Here is a 15623-nt window from a genome sequence, read left to right as displayed (position 1 = left end):
GCGGGGTGTGGAACCTCATGATGCGCCGGGACCGCTGGCTTGCTCAGGGGCAACCACGCGGGAGTTGGACGGAACAGTTCGGTGGCCCCGGCAACTGTTCCGCCCGGCTGTAGCGGAACTGTTTCGGTGGCTCTACGCCTGGGCGGGCTTGCGCGCGATGATCACCTGGCTCTTGGCGACCACGGCGTCCAGGGCCTGCTTGATGGCCGGACCGCGCGGCGAGTCGAGCAGCGCCTGCCAGGTCCTGGCCCAGTGTTCGAGGAGGGGATGGTCGGGATTGCCGAAATCGACCTTGGCCTCCCAGAACAGCAGCATCCACAGCGACCAGTAGAAGCCGTAGCGGCTGTGGCTGAGGATTTCCAGCCCGGCTTCGCGCACCAGTGCGGCGAACTGCTCCTCGCCGAGCACGCGGATGTGGTTGGGCTTGCGGAAGTATTCGTCGGCGGCGAAGTCTTTCTGCAGGTCTTCCGACGTGGGATGCGGCACGCTGAGCAGATAGAGTGCGCCGGGCTGGCCGACCCGCACCAGCTCGGCGAGGAACTGCCGCGGATCGTCGACGTGCTCGATGACCTCGGTGGAGACCACCCGGGTGGCCGTGGCGTCAGCCAGGGGCAACGGGTCGCAGTCGCTGACCAGGCATTCCAGTTCGCGGGCCGGGGTATCGGCCAGGCGCTCGCGGGTCCTGGCGATCTTTTCCGCGTCGATGTCGGCGATGATGATGCGAGCGCCGCGCATGGCGCAGAAATGAACGTTGCCGCCGTCGCCGCACCCCACGTCGAGCACGGTGTCCTCGGCGGAAATCGGAAAGCCGCTGAACAGCTCGTCGGTCTCCTGGTTGAACCAGCCGCTGAGCACCGCGTCGCGCAACCCGAGCATGTACGGGTCGACCGGCGCGGGGGTGGGTGGCGCGGCGACGGGCTGGGCGGCGGGGCTGGGCGGCGAGACGATCTTCTTGAGGAAGTTCAGCATGAGGTGGCTCCGGAAGTGGTGGCGACGCGGCGGGCGGCGCTCAGGCGCTTGACCAGGCGGGAGCCCAGGTCGCGGCAGGGGCTCTCGACGAAGCGGTAGTTGAGCTCGCTGAGTACGACGATCAGGACCAGGCTGGTGCCGAGCAGCGACAGGGGCCGCTCGCCGGCGTCCCAGCCCAGGCGGAAGCAGAGTTCGCGACTGAGATAGAACGCCGGGATGTGGATCAGGTAGATCGCATAGGAGCGCGCGCCGACCCAGACCAGCAAGCGCTTCAGCGGCCCGTTGGAGAGCAGGTAGTCGCGGTCGTAGGAGGCTATCCACACCAGCAGTCCGCACAATAGCGCGATGGTGCCGATCCGCACGGCGACCAGGCTGTACGCTTCGCTGGCCAGCACGCCCAGGGCCGCGGCCACGGCGACCAGCAGCAACGGCCCGCTCCAGGCGCGGCCCAGCAGGGTGGGGTTCCAGCGGGCATAGCCAGGCTGCAGGGAGGCGAGGGCGAGCAGTACGCCGATGGCCAGGGCGTCAGTGCGCAATACCATCAGCAGCGGCGTGCGCAGGCTGAAGAACTGGACCAGCACCAGCGCCAGCAGGGCCCAGCCCAGGTAGCGACGCAGGCAGAGGATCAGCAGCGGCAGCAGGAGGTAGAACTGTTCCTCCAGGGAAAGGCTCCAGTAGACGAAGCTGGCACCGTATTCGTAGCGGTAGAAACTGTCGGCGAAGCGGAAGTTGGCGACCTGGAGGAAACCGGCGAGGCTCGCCGCGAGGTTGGCCGACAGGCTGCCGAAGGCTCCGGAGCGGTTCAGCAGCAGGCAACAGGCCAAGATCAGCGCCAGCCACAGCCAGGCCGAGGGCAACAGGCGGAAGGCGCGGCGGATCCAGAAGTACCGCGCCTGTTCCCAGAATGCCTGGCGTGTGGGCGCCTCGCGCAGTTGCGGGATGAGGGTGCGGGCGATGACGAAGCCGGAGATGGCGAAGAACAGGTCCACGCCCCACCAGAACTGGACGCGCTGGTTGATGCCGTCCAGCAGTGCCGGGGAGCCGCTGAACAGGTTGCCGTGCAGATGGTGGAATACCACGCCGAGCACGGCCAGCCCGCGCAACAGTTCGATGTCGAGGATGCGTTTGCCGCTCATGTCCGCGACGATCCGGGGTCGAGCGGCTTGCGCGCGATGATCACCTGGCTCTTGGGCATGAAATGGTCGAGCAGGTGCTTGATCTCCAGACCGTCGGGACGGGCCAGGAGGTTTTCCCAGAGCCGTGCCCAGTCTTCCATCAGCGCCGGGTAGGGCGGCTGGATACGGTCGCGGACGGCGCCGCCGAGCTCACGGCCGGCGGCCCGTTCGCTGGCCCAGAAGAAGATCATGCCCATCACCCAGAAGAAGCCGCTGGCCTGGCGGTGCTCGATGACCAGCCCGGCGTCCTGCACCAGGCGCGCGAAGTCGTCGCGGGAGAAGATGTGGATGTGGTTGGGCGCCCGGAAGTAGTCGGTCGGGGCGATGCCCTGCTGCAGGTGTTCGCCGACCGGGTCCGGCACGCTCAGCAGGTACTGCGCGCCAGGGCGCCCGAGACGCACGAGTTCGGCCATCACCCGCGCTGGGTTGGCCACGTGTTCGAGCACTTCCATGCACACCAGCTTGTCGGCGCAGGCGTCGCGCAGCGGCAGCGGGTCGCTGTCGCTGACCAGGCCGGTGAAGGGCCGCCGGGCCACTGCCTCGACCTGCTGCGCCAGGCTCCGCACCTTGTCTTCCTCGCTGTCGGTGAAGATCACCGAAGCGCCCTGGCGGGCGGCGAAGAGGGTGGCGACGCCTTCGCCGCAGCCGAGATCGAGCAGGGTGTCCTGGGCGCCGATGGCGAAGCCGGCGAGCAGTTCGCCGGTTTCGCTGCGGAACCAGCCATCCAGCACCGCATCGCGCAGACCGCACATGCGTGGCGACACCGGTTCGCTCGCCGCAGCGGGACGGGAACGCCAGCGTTGGAGCAGGGCGCGGATCATGCCGGGATGCTTTGCAAGGCGGCGGGGTCGCCTTGTGCCGCTTCGTCGAGGAAGCGACGCAGGCGCTCCACGGCCAGCTTGCGGCTGCAGAAGCGTTCGAGGCTGGCGCTGGCATGCGCGGACATGCGTGCGTAGCGCTCCGGCTCCTGGCGAGCGACCTCGAAACTGGCCCGGTAGGCCCGGCACAGCGACTCCCAGTCGGTGATGTAGCGCAGCGTGCGGTAGGCCGCGCGCGGGTCGTGGGGCCATGCGGTGGCTTCTTCCGAGGAGTCGACGATGAAGGCGTTGTCGGCGTCGATGTAGTCGATCATCGCGGTATTGCGCGGAGCCACGGCCGGCTTGCCGCTGGACATGAACTCCATCAGCGGCAGGCATTGGCCTTCGCCGTAGGAGGTGTTCACCACGTAGCTGGTGGCCTCGACCAGCCGCTCGTAGTCCGGGTCGGCGAGGTAGCCGTGGATCAGCACGATGCGGCAGCGGTAGGACTGGTTCTTGTACAGGTGGTGAAGCATGTCGGCCAGCGCTTCGCCGACGTTGTGGTGGGTCAGTTTCAGCACCAGGGTGGCGTCGGGCTCGTCGCGGAAGGTGGCGCAGAACGCGCTGATCATGTCCTGCCAGTTCTTGCGCCCGTCGTAGGGGTTGAACACCGAGGTGTAGATGACCCCGTCGAGGCTCAGCTCGACCTGTTTCGCCGCGCGGTCCGGCAGGGCCAGGACCTCCGCCGAGGGCTCGGGGTCGGCATGGACGGCCAGGTCCAGCTGGCGGCTGTCCACCAGCAGGCCGTCCAGGCGCAGGCGCACATCCCGGGCTTCGGGACGGCCCGCCTGCTGCGAGGCGCGGTTGGCGAAGCGATCCCAGACCGGCGCCGGCACGCTCAGTACCGGGTAGTCGCGACCCATGGCGGCGCGCACCACGTCGACCGTGAAGCTGGAATGGGTGATGGCCCGTCCGCTGTGGCGCAGCACGTGTCGCCAGTCGTGGCGCGGTTCGCCGTGCCAGGTTTCGCTGGGCAGGGTGCTGAACTCCCAGGCGAACACCGGGATGGTTGGGCAGGCATGGTGGATCGGCGTGCGATGGGGCGGCGAGAAGGAGAGGAAGACGCAGGGTTCGCCGCGCTTGCGGCAGTCGTGGTAGAGGCGGTCCACCAGTTCGTCGGGATCGCTGACTTCGACCACCTGGCCGATCTCTTCCAGCAGCGGACGGAATTCCTTGAGGACGAAGTAATAGCTGTACTCCGGGCGCCCGAGGTTCTGCCGGATGGTGGTCTTGTTGGTCTCGGAGTGGATGATGATCAGCATGGAACGTTGCCTGTGGCGGTGGCCGCCAGTTCGACGCCGGGCGCAGGGGTTGCCTTGCGAGCGGAAAGGAAGGGTTCTAGGCGCTGGCGGACCACGTCGCCGGCGCAGTAGCCGCGCATGCGTTGGTTGGCCGCGGCGGACAGCTGCCGATAGCGCTCCGGCTGTTCCCGGGCCACCCGGTAGCTCTCCAGGTAGGCCTCCTTCAGGGACTCCCAGCTCGGCCGGTAGCGCCGGGTGCTGTACAACCGGCGCGAATCCTGCGGCCAGGCCGCGGGCTCCTGGCTGGAGCGGACCACGAAGCCCACCTGGGCGTCCATGTAGTCGGCCATCGCCGAATGGTCCGGAGCGATCGCCGGGGTGCCGCAGGACATGAACTCCATCAGCGGCAGGCACAGGCCCTCGCAGCGCGAGGCGTTCACGTAGTAGCTGGCGGCTCCGTACAGACGGGCGTACTCCGCGGCGTCGAGATAGCCGTGCAGGGCGATGACCCGGCAGGCGAACGGCGACAGTTGGGAAAGCAGGGTGAGCAGTTCGACGTGGTAGGTCGTCAGGTCGCTCTGGGTCATCTTCAGCACCAGCGTGGCATCGCTGGTGTCGCGGAATGCCCAGCAGAAGGCGGTGATCAGCTGATGCCAGTTCTTGCGCCCGTCCAGCGGATTGAACACCGAGACGTAGACCACCCCGTCCACGACGACCTGCTGGTGCTGGTCGACGTCCGGCAGCAGCGCCGGCGGATGCTCGGGCTCGGCGGGCGGCATCGGCTCGATGGCCTGGGGCAATGGCTCCGGCAGCGTTTCCAGCGCCGTTGGCGGGTGCGGCAGCGGCTGGCGCAGGTGACGGAACAGCCAGCGGCGTACCGGCATGGGTACCAGGTCGCTGACAGCTTCCCGGTACCACAGCAGCAGGTAGTGCTTGCTGATGACCAGTCGGCGCCTCCAGTCGAGAGGAACCGGCTCTGGCTCTGGTTCTGGCTCAGGGACCGGTTCGGGCTCGGGCTCGGCGGGCGTCTCGGGGAGGACCTCGAGGATCTCATCCTCGGTCTCTTCCCTGATCGGTGCGATGAGGCCGTCGGCGGAAAGGCCCAGCAGGCGACTGTCGATGACGCAGCCCTTGAGTTGCAGGGTCTCGGCGGACTTGACCGGATTCCGCTCGCCTTGCTGGCGGATCGCGGCGAACTCCTCCCAGATCGGCGTCGGCAGCGCCAGTACCGGAAAATCTTCGCCCAGCACCCGGCGAACCGCGTGGGCAGTCTGTTCGGAGAGGGTGATGGCTGCGCCATGGCCGGCCAGGACCTGGCTCCAGTCCTGCGCCGGATCGCCGTCCCACGCCACGTCGGGAATCGACTCGAACTCCCAGGCGACCACGCACAGCATCGGGCATTGCAGGCCCCGCGCCGCCTTGTGCGGCGGGGTGAAGGAGAGGAACAGGCAGTCTTCGCCCTGTTCATGCAGTTGCCGATAGAGCGGGTCGACTTCGTCCGTGCTCTGTACCAGGTGGACCTGTCCCAGCGATTCGAGGATTGGCCGGTAGGCCTTGAGGACGAAGTAGTAGCTGTATTCGGGGCGACCGAGGTTGTGGCCGATCGAGCGCTCGTTGATATCCGAGTAAAGGATGAAATTCATGGCATCTCGTGATGAAACTGCCCGTTCGACAGCTTGGTGGTGATGAGCGAGGCCAGGCGCTGCTTCGTTGTCCGGAAGCCTTCCCGGCGGACTGGTCGACCCATCGTGTTCTTGTTCTGTTATCGCAGCCGCGACCTGTTCGATCAACAGAACAGGAGGCAGTCAAGCACGAAATCGAGAGGCATTCTAAACATACCTTTCGCAAAAACGTGAAGGCTGACGGAGAAAACGTCATGCCGTTCGAGTGAGAACCTACCGGTCACGAATAAGCGGTTGAAATTGGCGCATTCTTGGCACAGATTGGAGCGCGATAATCAGAACAACACGCTATCCGGCATGACCTCTGGAACGTCGTATTCCTAGGAAGAGCGTCGCCGAGCGTAGCATCAGATAAAAGGCCCGCTTCCTTGACTCAGCGTCTGTTCGTCACCGGGCTCTCCGGTTTCGTAGGCAAGCATCTTCAAGCTTATCTGGCAGCGGCCCACACGCCGTGGGCGCTCCTTCCCGTACCGCATCGTTACGATCTGCTGGAGCCGGATTCGCTGGGCGACCTCTGGCCGGAGCTGCCGGATGCGGTCATCCACCTGGCCGGGCAGACCTATGTGCCGGAGGCCTTCCGCGATCCTGCGCGGACCCTGCAGATCAACCTCCTTGGCACCCTGAACCTGCTCCAGGCGCTTAAGGCGCGGGGCTTCTCCGGTACCTTCCTGTACATCAGCTCCGGCGACGTCTACGGCCAGGTGGCCGAGGCGGCGTTGCCGATCCACGAGGAACTCATCCCCCACCCGCGCAATCCCTATGCGGTCAGCAAGCTGGCGGCCGAGTCGCTGTGCCTGCAGTGGGGTATCACCGAAGGCTGGCGGGTGCTGGTGGCGCGGCCGTTCAACCATATCGGGCCGGGGCAGAAGGACAGCTTCGTGATCGCCAGCGCCGCGCGGCAGATCGCCCGGATGAAGCAGGGCTTGCAGGCCAATCGGCTGGAAGTGGGGGACATCGACGTCAGCCGTGATTTCCTCGATGTCCAGGACGTGCTGTCAGCCTATCTGCGCCTGCTCTCCCACGGCGAGGCGGGCGCCGTCTATAACGTCTGTTCCGGGCAGGAGCAGAAGATTCGCGAGCTGATCGAACTGCTGGCGGACATCGCCCAGGTCGAGCTGGAAATCGTTCAGGACCCTGCCCGGATGCGCCGGGCGGAACAGCGTCGGGTTCGCGGCAGCCATGCGCGACTGCATGACGCCACGGGCTGGAAGCCTGAAATAACCATAAAACAGTCCCTGCGGGCGATCCTGTCCGACTGGGAGTCACGGGTACGAGAAGAATGACAAGAAGTGCACTGGTAACTGGGATCACCGGTCAGGACGGAGCGTACCTGGCCAAGCTGCTGCTGGAGAAGGGCTACCGGGTCCACGGCCTGGTGGCGCGGCGCAGCAGCGACACGCGCTGGCGCCTGCGTGAACTGGGGATCGAAGGCGATATCCAGTACGAGGACGGCGACATGGCCGATGCCTGTTCGGTGCAGCGCGCGGTGATCAAGGCGCAGCCGCAGGAGGTCTACAACCTGGCGGCACAGAGCTTCGTCGGGGCTTCCTGGAACCAGCCGGTGACCACCGGCGTCGTCGACGGCCTGGGCGTGACCCACCTGCTCGAGGCGATCCGCCAGTTCAGCCCGGAAACGCGCTTCTACCAGGCCTCCACCAGCGAGATGTTCGGCCTGATCCAGGCCGAGCGCCAGGACGAGAACACGCCGTTCTACCCGCGCAGCCCCTACGGCGTGGCCAAGCTCTATGGCCACTGGATCACCGTCAACTATCGCGAGAGCTTCGGCCTGCACGCCTCCAGCGGCATCCTGTTCAACCACGAATCGCCGCTGCGCGGCATCGAGTTCGTCACGCGCAAGGTTACCGACGCGGTGGCCCGCATCAAGCTCGGCAAGCAGCAGGAATTGCGCCTGGGCAACGTCGACGCCAAGCGCGACTGGGGCTTTGCCGGGGACTACGTCGAAGCCATGTGGCTGATGTTGCAGCAGGACAAGGCCGACGACTACGTGGTGGCCACCGGTGTCACTACCACCGTGCGCGACATGTGCCAGATCGCTTTCGAGCATGTGGGCCTGGACTACCGCGACTTCCTCAAGATCGACCCGGCGTTCTTCCGGCCCGCCGAGGTCGACGTGCTGCTGGGTAATCCGGCCAAGGCCCAGCGTGTGCTCGGCTGGAAGCCCAGGACCAGCCTGGACGAGCTGATCCGGATGATGGTCGAGGCGGACCTGCGACGCGTTTCCCGGGAGTAAGCCATGCTGATTCCCGTGGTGCTTTCCGGCGGCGCCGGTACCCGCCTGTGGCCGGTGTCGCGTGAAGGACAGCCGAAGCCGTTCATGCGCCTGCCCGATGGCCAGACCCTGCTGGGCAAGACCTACCGACGTGCCGCCGGGCTCCTGGCCGGGCATGGCGAAATCGTCACGGTGACCAACCGCGAGCATTACTTCCAGAGCAAGGACCAGTTCCAGGCAGCCCGCCTGGGGCGGCACCGAGGACATTTCATCCTCGAACCGACCGGGCGCAACACCGCTCCGGCGATTGCCGTCGCCGCCCTGGCGCTGCAAGCCGAACATGGCGACGCGGCGGTACTGGTGGTGATGCCGGCGGATCACCTGATCCGCAACGAGGAGGCCTTCCGCGAGGCGGTAGGGCATGCCGCGCGTCTCGCCGTCGCCGGGCACCTGGTTACCTTCGGCGTGGTGCCGGACGCAGCGGAAACCGGTTTCGGCTATATCGAGCTGGGCGACCGGCTGGACGAGCAGGGGGCGGCCAAGGTGCGCCGCTTCGTCGAGAAACCCGATGAGGAAACCGCCCGTCGCTACGTAGAAAGTGGCGGTTTCCTGTGGAATTCCGGGATGTTCTGTTTCACGGCCTCGACCCTGGTCGACGAGCTGGCGCAGCATGCCCCGGCCCTGCTGGAGCAGGCCAGGGCCTGCCTGGCCGCCAGTGCGGCGGTGAAGATGGCCGATGGCATCCAGCATGAGCTGGCAGGCGAAGCCTTCGCCGCGCTGCCGGACATTTCCATCGACTATGCGCTGATGGAGCGCTCCGCGCGGGTCGCTGTGGTGCCGGCGGCCTTCGACTGGAGCGATATCGGTTCCTGGGGCGCGATGAGCGCGCTGCTCGACGCGGACGCAGAGGGCAATCGCGGCAGCGGCGACACCCTGTTCGTCGACACCCGTAACACCTTCGTGCAGAGCGACGGGCGCCTGGTCGCCACGGTCGGGGTCGACGACCTGGTCGTGGTGGATACTTCCGATGCGCTGCTGATCGCCCGCGCCGACCGGGTCCAGGAGGTGCGCAGGGTGGTGCAGCGGTTGAAGGACGAGCGGCACGAGGCCTATCGGCTGCATCGGACCGTCAACCGTCCCTGGGGCAGCTATACCGTCCTCGAGGAAGGGCCGCGCTTCAAGATCAAGCGAATCGTGGTCAGGCCGGGAGAGCGCTTGTCGCTGCAGATGCACCATCACCGCAGCGAGCACTGGATCGTGGTGCAAGGCATGGCCAGGGTCACCAATGGCGATGGCGCGCGGCTGGTCAACAGCAACGAGTCGACCTACATTCCCGCGGGCCACCGGCATCGCCTGGAAAACCCGGGGGTCATCGACCTGGTGATGATCGAGGTGCAGAGCGGCGAATACCTGGGAGAGGACGACATCGTCCGCTTCGAGGACCAGTACGGCAGGGTGGTCTGATGCTTCTTGGCTTGTCTCGTTCCTTGTGGGGCTATCGTGGCTTCGTTCTCGGCAGCGTCAAGCGCGAGTTCCAGTCGCGCTACCGCGGGTCGCTGTTCGGCGCGCTGTGGACGGTGCTCAATCCGCTGTCGATGATCGTCGTCTACACGGTGATCTTCTCCCAGGTGATGCGCGCGCGCCTGCCGGGCGTCGACGACGGCCTGGCCTACAGCGTCTATCTCTGCGCCGGGCTGCTGACCTGGGGCCTGTTCGCGGAAATCACCTCGCGCAGCCAGAGCATGTTCATCGAGAACGCCAACCTGCTGAAGAAGATCAGCTTCCCGCGCATCTGCCTGCCGGTCATCGTACTGCTCAACGCCGGGGTCAATTTCGCCATCATCCTCGCCTTGTTCCTCGGCTTTCTCGCACTCAGCGGGCGCCTGCCGGGCGCGGCATTGCTCGCGCTGGTGCCGCTGCTGGCGATCCAGGTGCTGTTCGCGGCGGGACTGGGGATGATCCTCGGGGTGCTCAACGTGTTCTTCCGCGACGTCGGCCAGTTGTTCGGCATCTGTCTGCAGTTCTGGTTCTGGCTGACGCCGATCGTCTATCCGATCGGCATCCTGCCCGAGGGTATCCGCTCGCTGATCGAACTCAACCCGATGACCGCGCTGATGCGCAGCTACCAGCAGCTGTTCCTCCACGGGCAATGGCCGGACTGGCCTTCATTGCTGCCGATCACCCTGCTGGCGCTGCTGCTGTGCGCGCTCGGCCTGCGTCTGTTCCGCCAGCGGGTCGGCGAAATGGTGGATGAACTCTGATGGGACAGATACGCGTATCCGGCCTCGGCAAGGCCTACAAGCAGTATCCCAATCGCTGGAGCCGGTTGTTCGAATGGCTGGTGCCTTTCAGCCCTCCGCGCCACCACCTGCACTGGATCCTGCGCGAGGTCGAGTTCACCATCGAGCCGGGCGAAGCGGTCGGCATCGTCGGGGTCAACGGCGCCGGCAAGAGCACCCTGCTGAAGATGATCGCCGGCACCACCCAGCCGACCTGCGGCGAGATCCGCGTGGCCGGCCGGGTCGCCGCGCTGCTCGAGCTGGGCATGGGCTTCCACCCGGACTTCACCGGCCGGCAGAACGTCTTCATGGCCGGGCAACTGCTGGGCATGCAGGTCGAGGAAATCCAGGCGCTGATGCCGGAGATCGAGGCCTTCGCCGAAATCGGCGAGGCCATCGAGCAACCGGTGCGCACCTACTCCAGCGGCATGCAGATGCGCCTGGCGTTCAGCGTGGCGACTGCCCGGCGGCCGGACATCCTGATCGTCGACGAGGCCCTGTCGGTTGGCGATGCCTATTTCCAGCACAAGAGCTTCGAGCGCATCCGCAGTTTCCGCAAGGCCGGCACCACCCTGCTGATCGTTTCCCACGACCGCTCGGCGATCCAGTCCATCTGCGACTCCGCGATCCTCCTGGAGCAGGGACGGATGGCCATGCGCGGGCGGCCGGAAGAGGTGATGGACTACTACAACGCCCTGCTCGCCGAGCGCGAGGGGCAGACCGTGCGCCAGGAAATGCTCGCCGACGGCCAGGTGCGGACGATTTCCGGCACCGGCGAGGCAGCGATCCTCGACGTACGGATGGTCGACCAGCGGCAGCGCGCGCTGGAGGTGGTCGAGGTAGGCCAGGCGGTGACGCTGGAAGTCGAAGTCGAGGTTCGCCAGGACATCGAGCGGCTGATCCTCGGCTTCATGATCAAGGACCGCCTCGGCCAGCCGATGTACGGGATCAATACCCACCGCCTGGACAAGGCCCTCACCGACCTGAAGGCCGGCGAGCGCATCACCTACCGCTTCGCCTTCGACATGCGCCTGGGCAAGGGGCACTACTCGGTGGCGCTGAGCCTGTCGCGGCTGGACTCGCACCTGGACCGCAACTTCGAATGGCGCGACTACGGCCTGGTCTTCCATGTCATCAACAACCGCCAGGAAGACTTCGTCGGTTGCTCCTGGCTGGGCGCCGAAACCCATATCAGCCGCTCCGGCGAGGCGGCTCTGGACCCCACTTCCGCGGAGAGCACTCCATGACGCGTCTGTTGGTCGAATGCACCTATGTGTTCGAGCATCCCAAGGTCAATTCCGGTATTCAGCGGGTGGTGCGCAACGTCATCCGCGAGTTGCCGGAAGCCGACGAGACGGTGGAGTGCATCCCGGTGGCAATGCTCGACGGCACCCTGTATCAGGTCCACAGCCTGGCGCCGCTGGACCCACGGCCGCATTCGCCGCTGGTACGCCTGCGCATCCTGGTGGAGCGAGCCGCCAACTACTTCTGGCTGGGCCAGCGCACCCTGGAAAAGCGCCGCCCGTTCCGTTCCTCGCCGTGGGCCCGGCGCCTTCTCTATGTAGCCTGCCGCCTGTTCGCCTTCGCCTTCCTCAGCATTCCGCTGCGCCTGCTCGACCGCATCCTCGGCAAGCAGCAGCCTGCACCCGTGCGCGCGACCCCGCTCGAACATCGGGCCGGCGACCAACTGGTCTTGCTGGACTCCTCCTGGCACGCCGATTTCTTCCCGCTGGCGGAACGCCTCAAGAGCGAGGGCGTGGGCATCGTCTCGGTGATCTACGACCTGATTCCCCTGACCCATCCGCAATTCTGCGATGCCGGCCTGGTCAAGGTATTCAACCACTGGTTCGACTGGATCGCGGCCACCGCCGACGGCTACGTCGCGATTTCCGAGACCATCCGCGACGAAGTGCGCGCGGAGATGCTGCGGCGTATCGGCCCGGAGAAGGTCGCGCAACGCTGGTTCGATTATTTCCACCTGGGTTCGGAGCTGGACCTGGTAGAGGACGGCGCCTCCGTCGAGCCCGATCTGCTGCGCATGTTCAAGGCCAAGGCGCCGGTATTCCTGATGGTCAGCACCATCGAGCCGCGGAAGAACCACGGTTACCTGCTGGATGCCTTCGAGCGCGCCTGGGCCCAGGGTTCGCAGGTGCGGTTGTGCATCGCCGGACGCATCGGCTGGAAGTGCGAGGCGCTGGTGGAACGGGTGCGGCAGCATCCGGAGCTGAACAAGCGCCTGTTCATGTTCAACGACCTCTCCGACAAGAGCCTGGAGTACGCATACTCCCATGCCGCATCGCTGGTCTTCCCGTCCTATGTGGAAGGTTTCGGCCTGCCGCTGGTGGAGGCCATGCAGCGCGGCCTGCCGGCGATGGGCAGCGACATCCCGGTGTTCCGCGAGATCGGCGGCGAATTCATGGCCTACTTCGACCTCGCCGATCCGCAGACCCTGGCGAACCTGGTCACCCGCTTCGAAGCCACGGGCGAGTTCCCGGCCGAGCGACCGGTCGGCGAATGGCGCTGGATCGGCTGGCACGAAGCGAGTCGGCAACTGATCGCGCGGATCCTGCTCGCCCTCGGCAAGGCCCCGACGCATGGCGAGGCAGTACATGCGGATTGCGGTTAACGCACGGATTCTCCAGGCGCCGCGGACCGGCATCGGACATTACCTGGTCGAGTTGCTGGGCGCGTTGCAGGCGCACGCGGACTTCGAGTTTTCCCTGTTCCATGGCTGGGGCTGGAGCGGCGACCTGCCGGCGGCGGCGCTGCCCGGCTATTCGCGTCTGTCGCCCTGGCTGCGCAACCTGCCCGGAGCCTACCGGGCCCGACGCTGGCTGGAACAGCGGCGTTTCGATAGCGGTCGGCCGCCGGTCGATCTCTACCATGAGCCCAGTCTCTGGCCGCTGGACTTCGACGGGCCGATGTTGATGACCCTGCACGACCTGACCCACCTGCATTATCCGGCGACGCAACCCGCCGCCCGCTTGCGCGAAATAGAACGCCGGCTGGCGCGCGGGATGGAAAAGGCGCGGTTGATCCTGACCGACTCGCAGGCGATCGCCGACGAGGCGCAGGCGTATTTCGGCCTGCCGCGCGAGCGCTTCGTGGTGGCGCCCCTCGGCCATGCCGCGCGGTTCCGTCCGCGGGACCGGGAGTCCCTGCGCGAGCCCTTGCGCGCGCATGGCCTGGTGCCGCGCGGGTATTTCCTCTGCGTAGGAACCCTCGAACCGCGCAAGAACCTGTCGCTGGCCCTGCGCGCCCATGGGCAACTGCCGGCGGCGGTCCGCCAGCGTTTTCCGCTGATGATCGTCGGCATGCCGGGATGGGAAAGTCGCTCGCTTGACGACGAACTGCGCCAGGCGCTGGCTTCGGGGACGGTGCGGCTGCTCGGCTACCTGCCGGACGAGCGGGTCGCCGAGTTGATGTCGGGCGCTCGGGCGCTGGTCTTCCCCTCGATCTACGAAGGCTTCGGCCTGCCTGTGCTGGAAGCCATGGCCAGCGGCACGCCGGTATTGCTCACGCGACTCTCCGCAATGCCGGAGGTGGCCGGCGAGGCGGGCAGCTATATTGACCCGGATGATGCCAATGGGCTATCTGACATGCTGGTCCGCATGACCGAGGATACCGTCTACTGGGAGTGCTGCCGGGAAGCCGGCCTGCGACGGGCGGAGCAGTTTTCCTGGAAGCGTTGCGCGAATCTCACCGCTGCAGCCTATCGTCGTGCCGTGGAGGGCTGAATGCGGGTACTGCACTTCTACAAGACCTACCTGAGCGAGACGGTAGGCGGGATCGAACAGGTGATCTTCCAGCTTTGCGAGAGCAGCGGGTCGTGGGGGATCGACAACCACGTCCTGACCCTGAGCAGCGACCCGCATCCGCCTGTCGTGCCCTTCGGCGGACATGTGGTGCATCGCGCCAGGCTCGACCTGCAGCTCGCCTCCACCGGTTTTTCCCTGAGCGTGTTCAAGCAGTTCCGCGAGCTGGCGGCGGAGGCGGACGTGGTCAACTACCACTTCCCCTGGCCGTTCATGGACCTGGTGCATTTCCTCACCGGTATGAACAAGCCGAGCGTGGTCACCTACCATTCGGACATCATCCGCCAGCGCGTCCTGTTGAAACTGTACCGGCCGCTGATGAGTCGTTTCCTCCACAGCGTGGATCGCATCGTCGCAGCCTCGCCCAACTACTTCAGTACCAGCGACGTGCTCCGCCAGTACCGGGAAAAGACCCGGGTGATCACCTACGGCCTGGACAAGGACGGCTACCCGAAGCCTGCGGCACAGCGTCTGGAGCACTGGCGAGAGAAACTCGGGCCGCGGTTCTTCCTGTTCGTCGGGGTGATGCGTTACTACAAGGGCCTGCATATCCTGCTGGATGCGTTGCAGGGCACCGATTACCCGGTGGTGATCGTCGGTGCCGGGCCGTTGCAGGCCGAGCTGTATGCCCAGGCCGCGGCGCTGGGGTTGCGCAACGTGCACTTCCTCGGGCGGGTGGACGACGAGGACAAGGTCGCCCTGCTGCAACTCAGCTACGCCATGGTCTTTCCGTCGCACCTGCGTTCCGAGGCGTTCGGCATCTCCCTGCTGGAGGGCGCGATGTACGGCAAGCCGATGATCTCCAGCGAGATCGGCACCGGCACCAGCTACATCAATATCCATGGCGAGACCGGCCTGGTCGTGCCGCCCAGCCAGCCGGCCGCGTTTCGCCAAGCGATGCGCTGGCTCTGGGAGCATCCGCAGCAGGCGGAGGATATGGGCAGGAACGCGGAGGCCCGCTATCGGCAACTGTTCACCGCCGAAGAGATGGGGCGTCGCTGGAGCGAGCTGTACCGTGAACTGCTGGAGGAAAAGGCTTCTTCCAGATACGTGAAGGCCGCTCGGTAAGGAGCGGCCTACGGTACAGTTCAGGCTGGGCCGAACCGGGGCGTTACAGTATCGCTTAGCGCCAGAACGGCTTGTTCAGCTCGGCGTAGCGCTGGGCTTCGCTGATGCCGGCGTCGGCGAGCAGGCGGGAGTCCAGACGGGCCAGCTGGCGACGGCTCTGGATGCGGCGCTGCCACAGTTTCATGGTGCCCAGCAGGCTGCTGCTGCGGCGGTTGGAGCGAGCGATGTCGAAAGTGTTGGAACCGAGGGTACGTTCCATGATGTGTCGATCCTTCCCACTTGTGGTGGGTAGTCAGGTTGCTAGTGA

At 66.1% G+C, this 15623-nt stretch carries 15 protein-coding genes; 9 read left to right on the top strand and 6 right to left on the bottom strand.

The genetic code is table 11. The features are described 5' to 3' along the window. Window positions 1-132: 132 nt before the first annotated feature. From HMPREF2581_RS06310 to HMPREF2581_RS06290, 5 genes are read right to left on the bottom strand one after another with little or no spacing between them, the layout of a single operon-like run. Window positions 133-969, bottom strand: coding sequence for a class I SAM-dependent methyltransferase (locus tag HMPREF2581_RS06310; protein WP_003142118.1), 837 nt, complete (start codon window positions 967-969; stop codon window positions 133-135). After that, entirely contained in the window at window positions 963-2105 is a 1143-nt protein-coding gene (locus tag HMPREF2581_RS06305) for an acyltransferase family protein (RefSeq protein WP_003142117.1), read from the bottom strand. The genes HMPREF2581_RS06310 and HMPREF2581_RS06305 overlap by 7 nt, the downstream gene beginning before the upstream one ends. After that, window positions 2102-2965 (bottom strand): class I SAM-dependent methyltransferase, encoded by an 864-nt coding sequence (locus HMPREF2581_RS06300; RefSeq protein WP_003142116.1) that lies wholly within the window; start codon window positions 2963-2965, stop codon window positions 2102-2104. Before HMPREF2581_RS06300 ends, HMPREF2581_RS06305 begins: the two co-directional genes overlap by 4 nt. Then, the gene (locus HMPREF2581_RS06295; protein WP_003125903.1) at window positions 2962-4263 is read right to left on the bottom strand and encodes a glycosyltransferase; all 1302 of its coding nucleotides are present in this window, start codon (window positions 4261-4263) and stop codon (window positions 2962-2964) included. Before HMPREF2581_RS06295 ends, HMPREF2581_RS06300 begins: the two co-directional genes overlap by 4 nt. After that, a complete protein-coding gene (locus HMPREF2581_RS06290; RefSeq protein WP_003142113.1) occupies window positions 4257-5885 on the bottom strand; it encodes a glycosyltransferase in 1629 nt (542 codons plus the stop codon). The genes HMPREF2581_RS06295 and HMPREF2581_RS06290 overlap by 7 nt, the downstream gene beginning before the upstream one ends. A gap of 11 nt (window positions 5886-5896) precedes the next feature. Between HMPREF2581_RS06290 and HMPREF2581_RS32880 the strand changes: the two genes are divergently transcribed. From HMPREF2581_RS32880 to wbpZ, 9 genes are all read left to right on the top strand, one after another. Then, entirely contained in the window at window positions 5897-6133 is a 237-nt protein-coding gene (locus HMPREF2581_RS32880; RefSeq protein WP_003096896.1) for a hypothetical protein, read from the top strand. A gap of 159 nt (window positions 6134-6292) precedes the next feature. Further along, a complete protein-coding gene (gene rmd / locus HMPREF2581_RS06285) occupies window positions 6293-7207 on the top strand; it encodes a GDP-6-deoxy-D-mannose reductase (protein ID WP_003096892.1) in 915 nt (304 codons plus the stop codon). After that, the gene (gene gmd / locus HMPREF2581_RS06280) at window positions 7204-8175 is read left to right on the top strand and encodes a GDP-mannose 4,6-dehydratase (RefSeq protein WP_003096890.1); all 972 of its coding nucleotides are present in this window, start codon (window positions 7204-7206) and stop codon (window positions 8173-8175) included. Before rmd ends, gmd begins: the two co-directional genes overlap by 4 nt. A gap of 3 nt (window positions 8176-8178) precedes the next feature. After that, window positions 8179-9618, top strand: a complete 1440-nt coding sequence (locus HMPREF2581_RS06275; protein ID WP_003096889.1) for a mannose-1-phosphate guanylyltransferase/mannose-6-phosphate isomerase — start codon at window positions 8179-8181, stop codon at window positions 9616-9618. Further along, window positions 9618-10415 (top strand): ABC transporter permease, encoded by a 798-nt coding sequence (locus tag HMPREF2581_RS06270; protein WP_003096887.1) that lies wholly within the window; start codon window positions 9618-9620, stop codon window positions 10413-10415. The genes HMPREF2581_RS06275 and HMPREF2581_RS06270 overlap by 1 nt, the downstream gene beginning before the upstream one ends. Next, entirely contained in the window at window positions 10415-11680 is a 1266-nt protein-coding gene (locus HMPREF2581_RS06265; RefSeq protein ID WP_003142110.1) for an ABC transporter ATP-binding protein, read from the top strand. Before HMPREF2581_RS06270 ends, HMPREF2581_RS06265 begins: the two co-directional genes overlap by 1 nt. After that, entirely contained in the window at window positions 11677-13059 is a 1383-nt protein-coding gene (locus HMPREF2581_RS06260; protein ID WP_003110353.1) for a glycosyltransferase family 4 protein, read from the top strand. Before HMPREF2581_RS06265 ends, HMPREF2581_RS06260 begins: the two co-directional genes overlap by 4 nt. Beyond that, window positions 13043-14170 carry a glycosyltransferase family 4 protein gene (locus HMPREF2581_RS06255; protein ID WP_003102573.1) on the top strand — a complete coding sequence of 376 codons (1128 nt, stop codon included), beginning with the start codon at window positions 13043-13045 and terminating at the stop codon, window positions 14168-14170. The genes HMPREF2581_RS06260 and HMPREF2581_RS06255 overlap by 17 nt, the downstream gene beginning before the upstream one ends. Beyond that, window positions 14171-15316 (top strand): D-rhamnosyltransferase WbpZ, encoded by a 1146-nt coding sequence (gene wbpZ / locus HMPREF2581_RS06250; RefSeq protein WP_003142108.1) that lies wholly within the window; start codon window positions 14171-14173, stop codon window positions 15314-15316. Window positions 15317-15371: 55 nt separating this feature from the next. Here wbpZ and HMPREF2581_RS06245 read toward each other — a convergent pair whose 3' ends face one another. Then, the gene (locus HMPREF2581_RS06245) at window positions 15372-15575 is read right to left on the bottom strand and encodes a DUF1127 domain-containing protein (RefSeq protein ID WP_003096877.1); all 204 of its coding nucleotides are present in this window, start codon (window positions 15573-15575) and stop codon (window positions 15372-15374) included. Window positions 15576-15623 lie beyond the last annotated feature (48 nt).

It is taken from the genome of Pseudomonas sp. HMSC057H01 (assembly GCF_001836405.1).
Taxonomy (GTDB): Bacteria; Pseudomonadota; Gammaproteobacteria; order Pseudomonadales; family Pseudomonadaceae; genus Pseudomonas; species Pseudomonas aeruginosa.
This window is presented reverse-complemented; position numbering and strand designations above follow the sequence as displayed.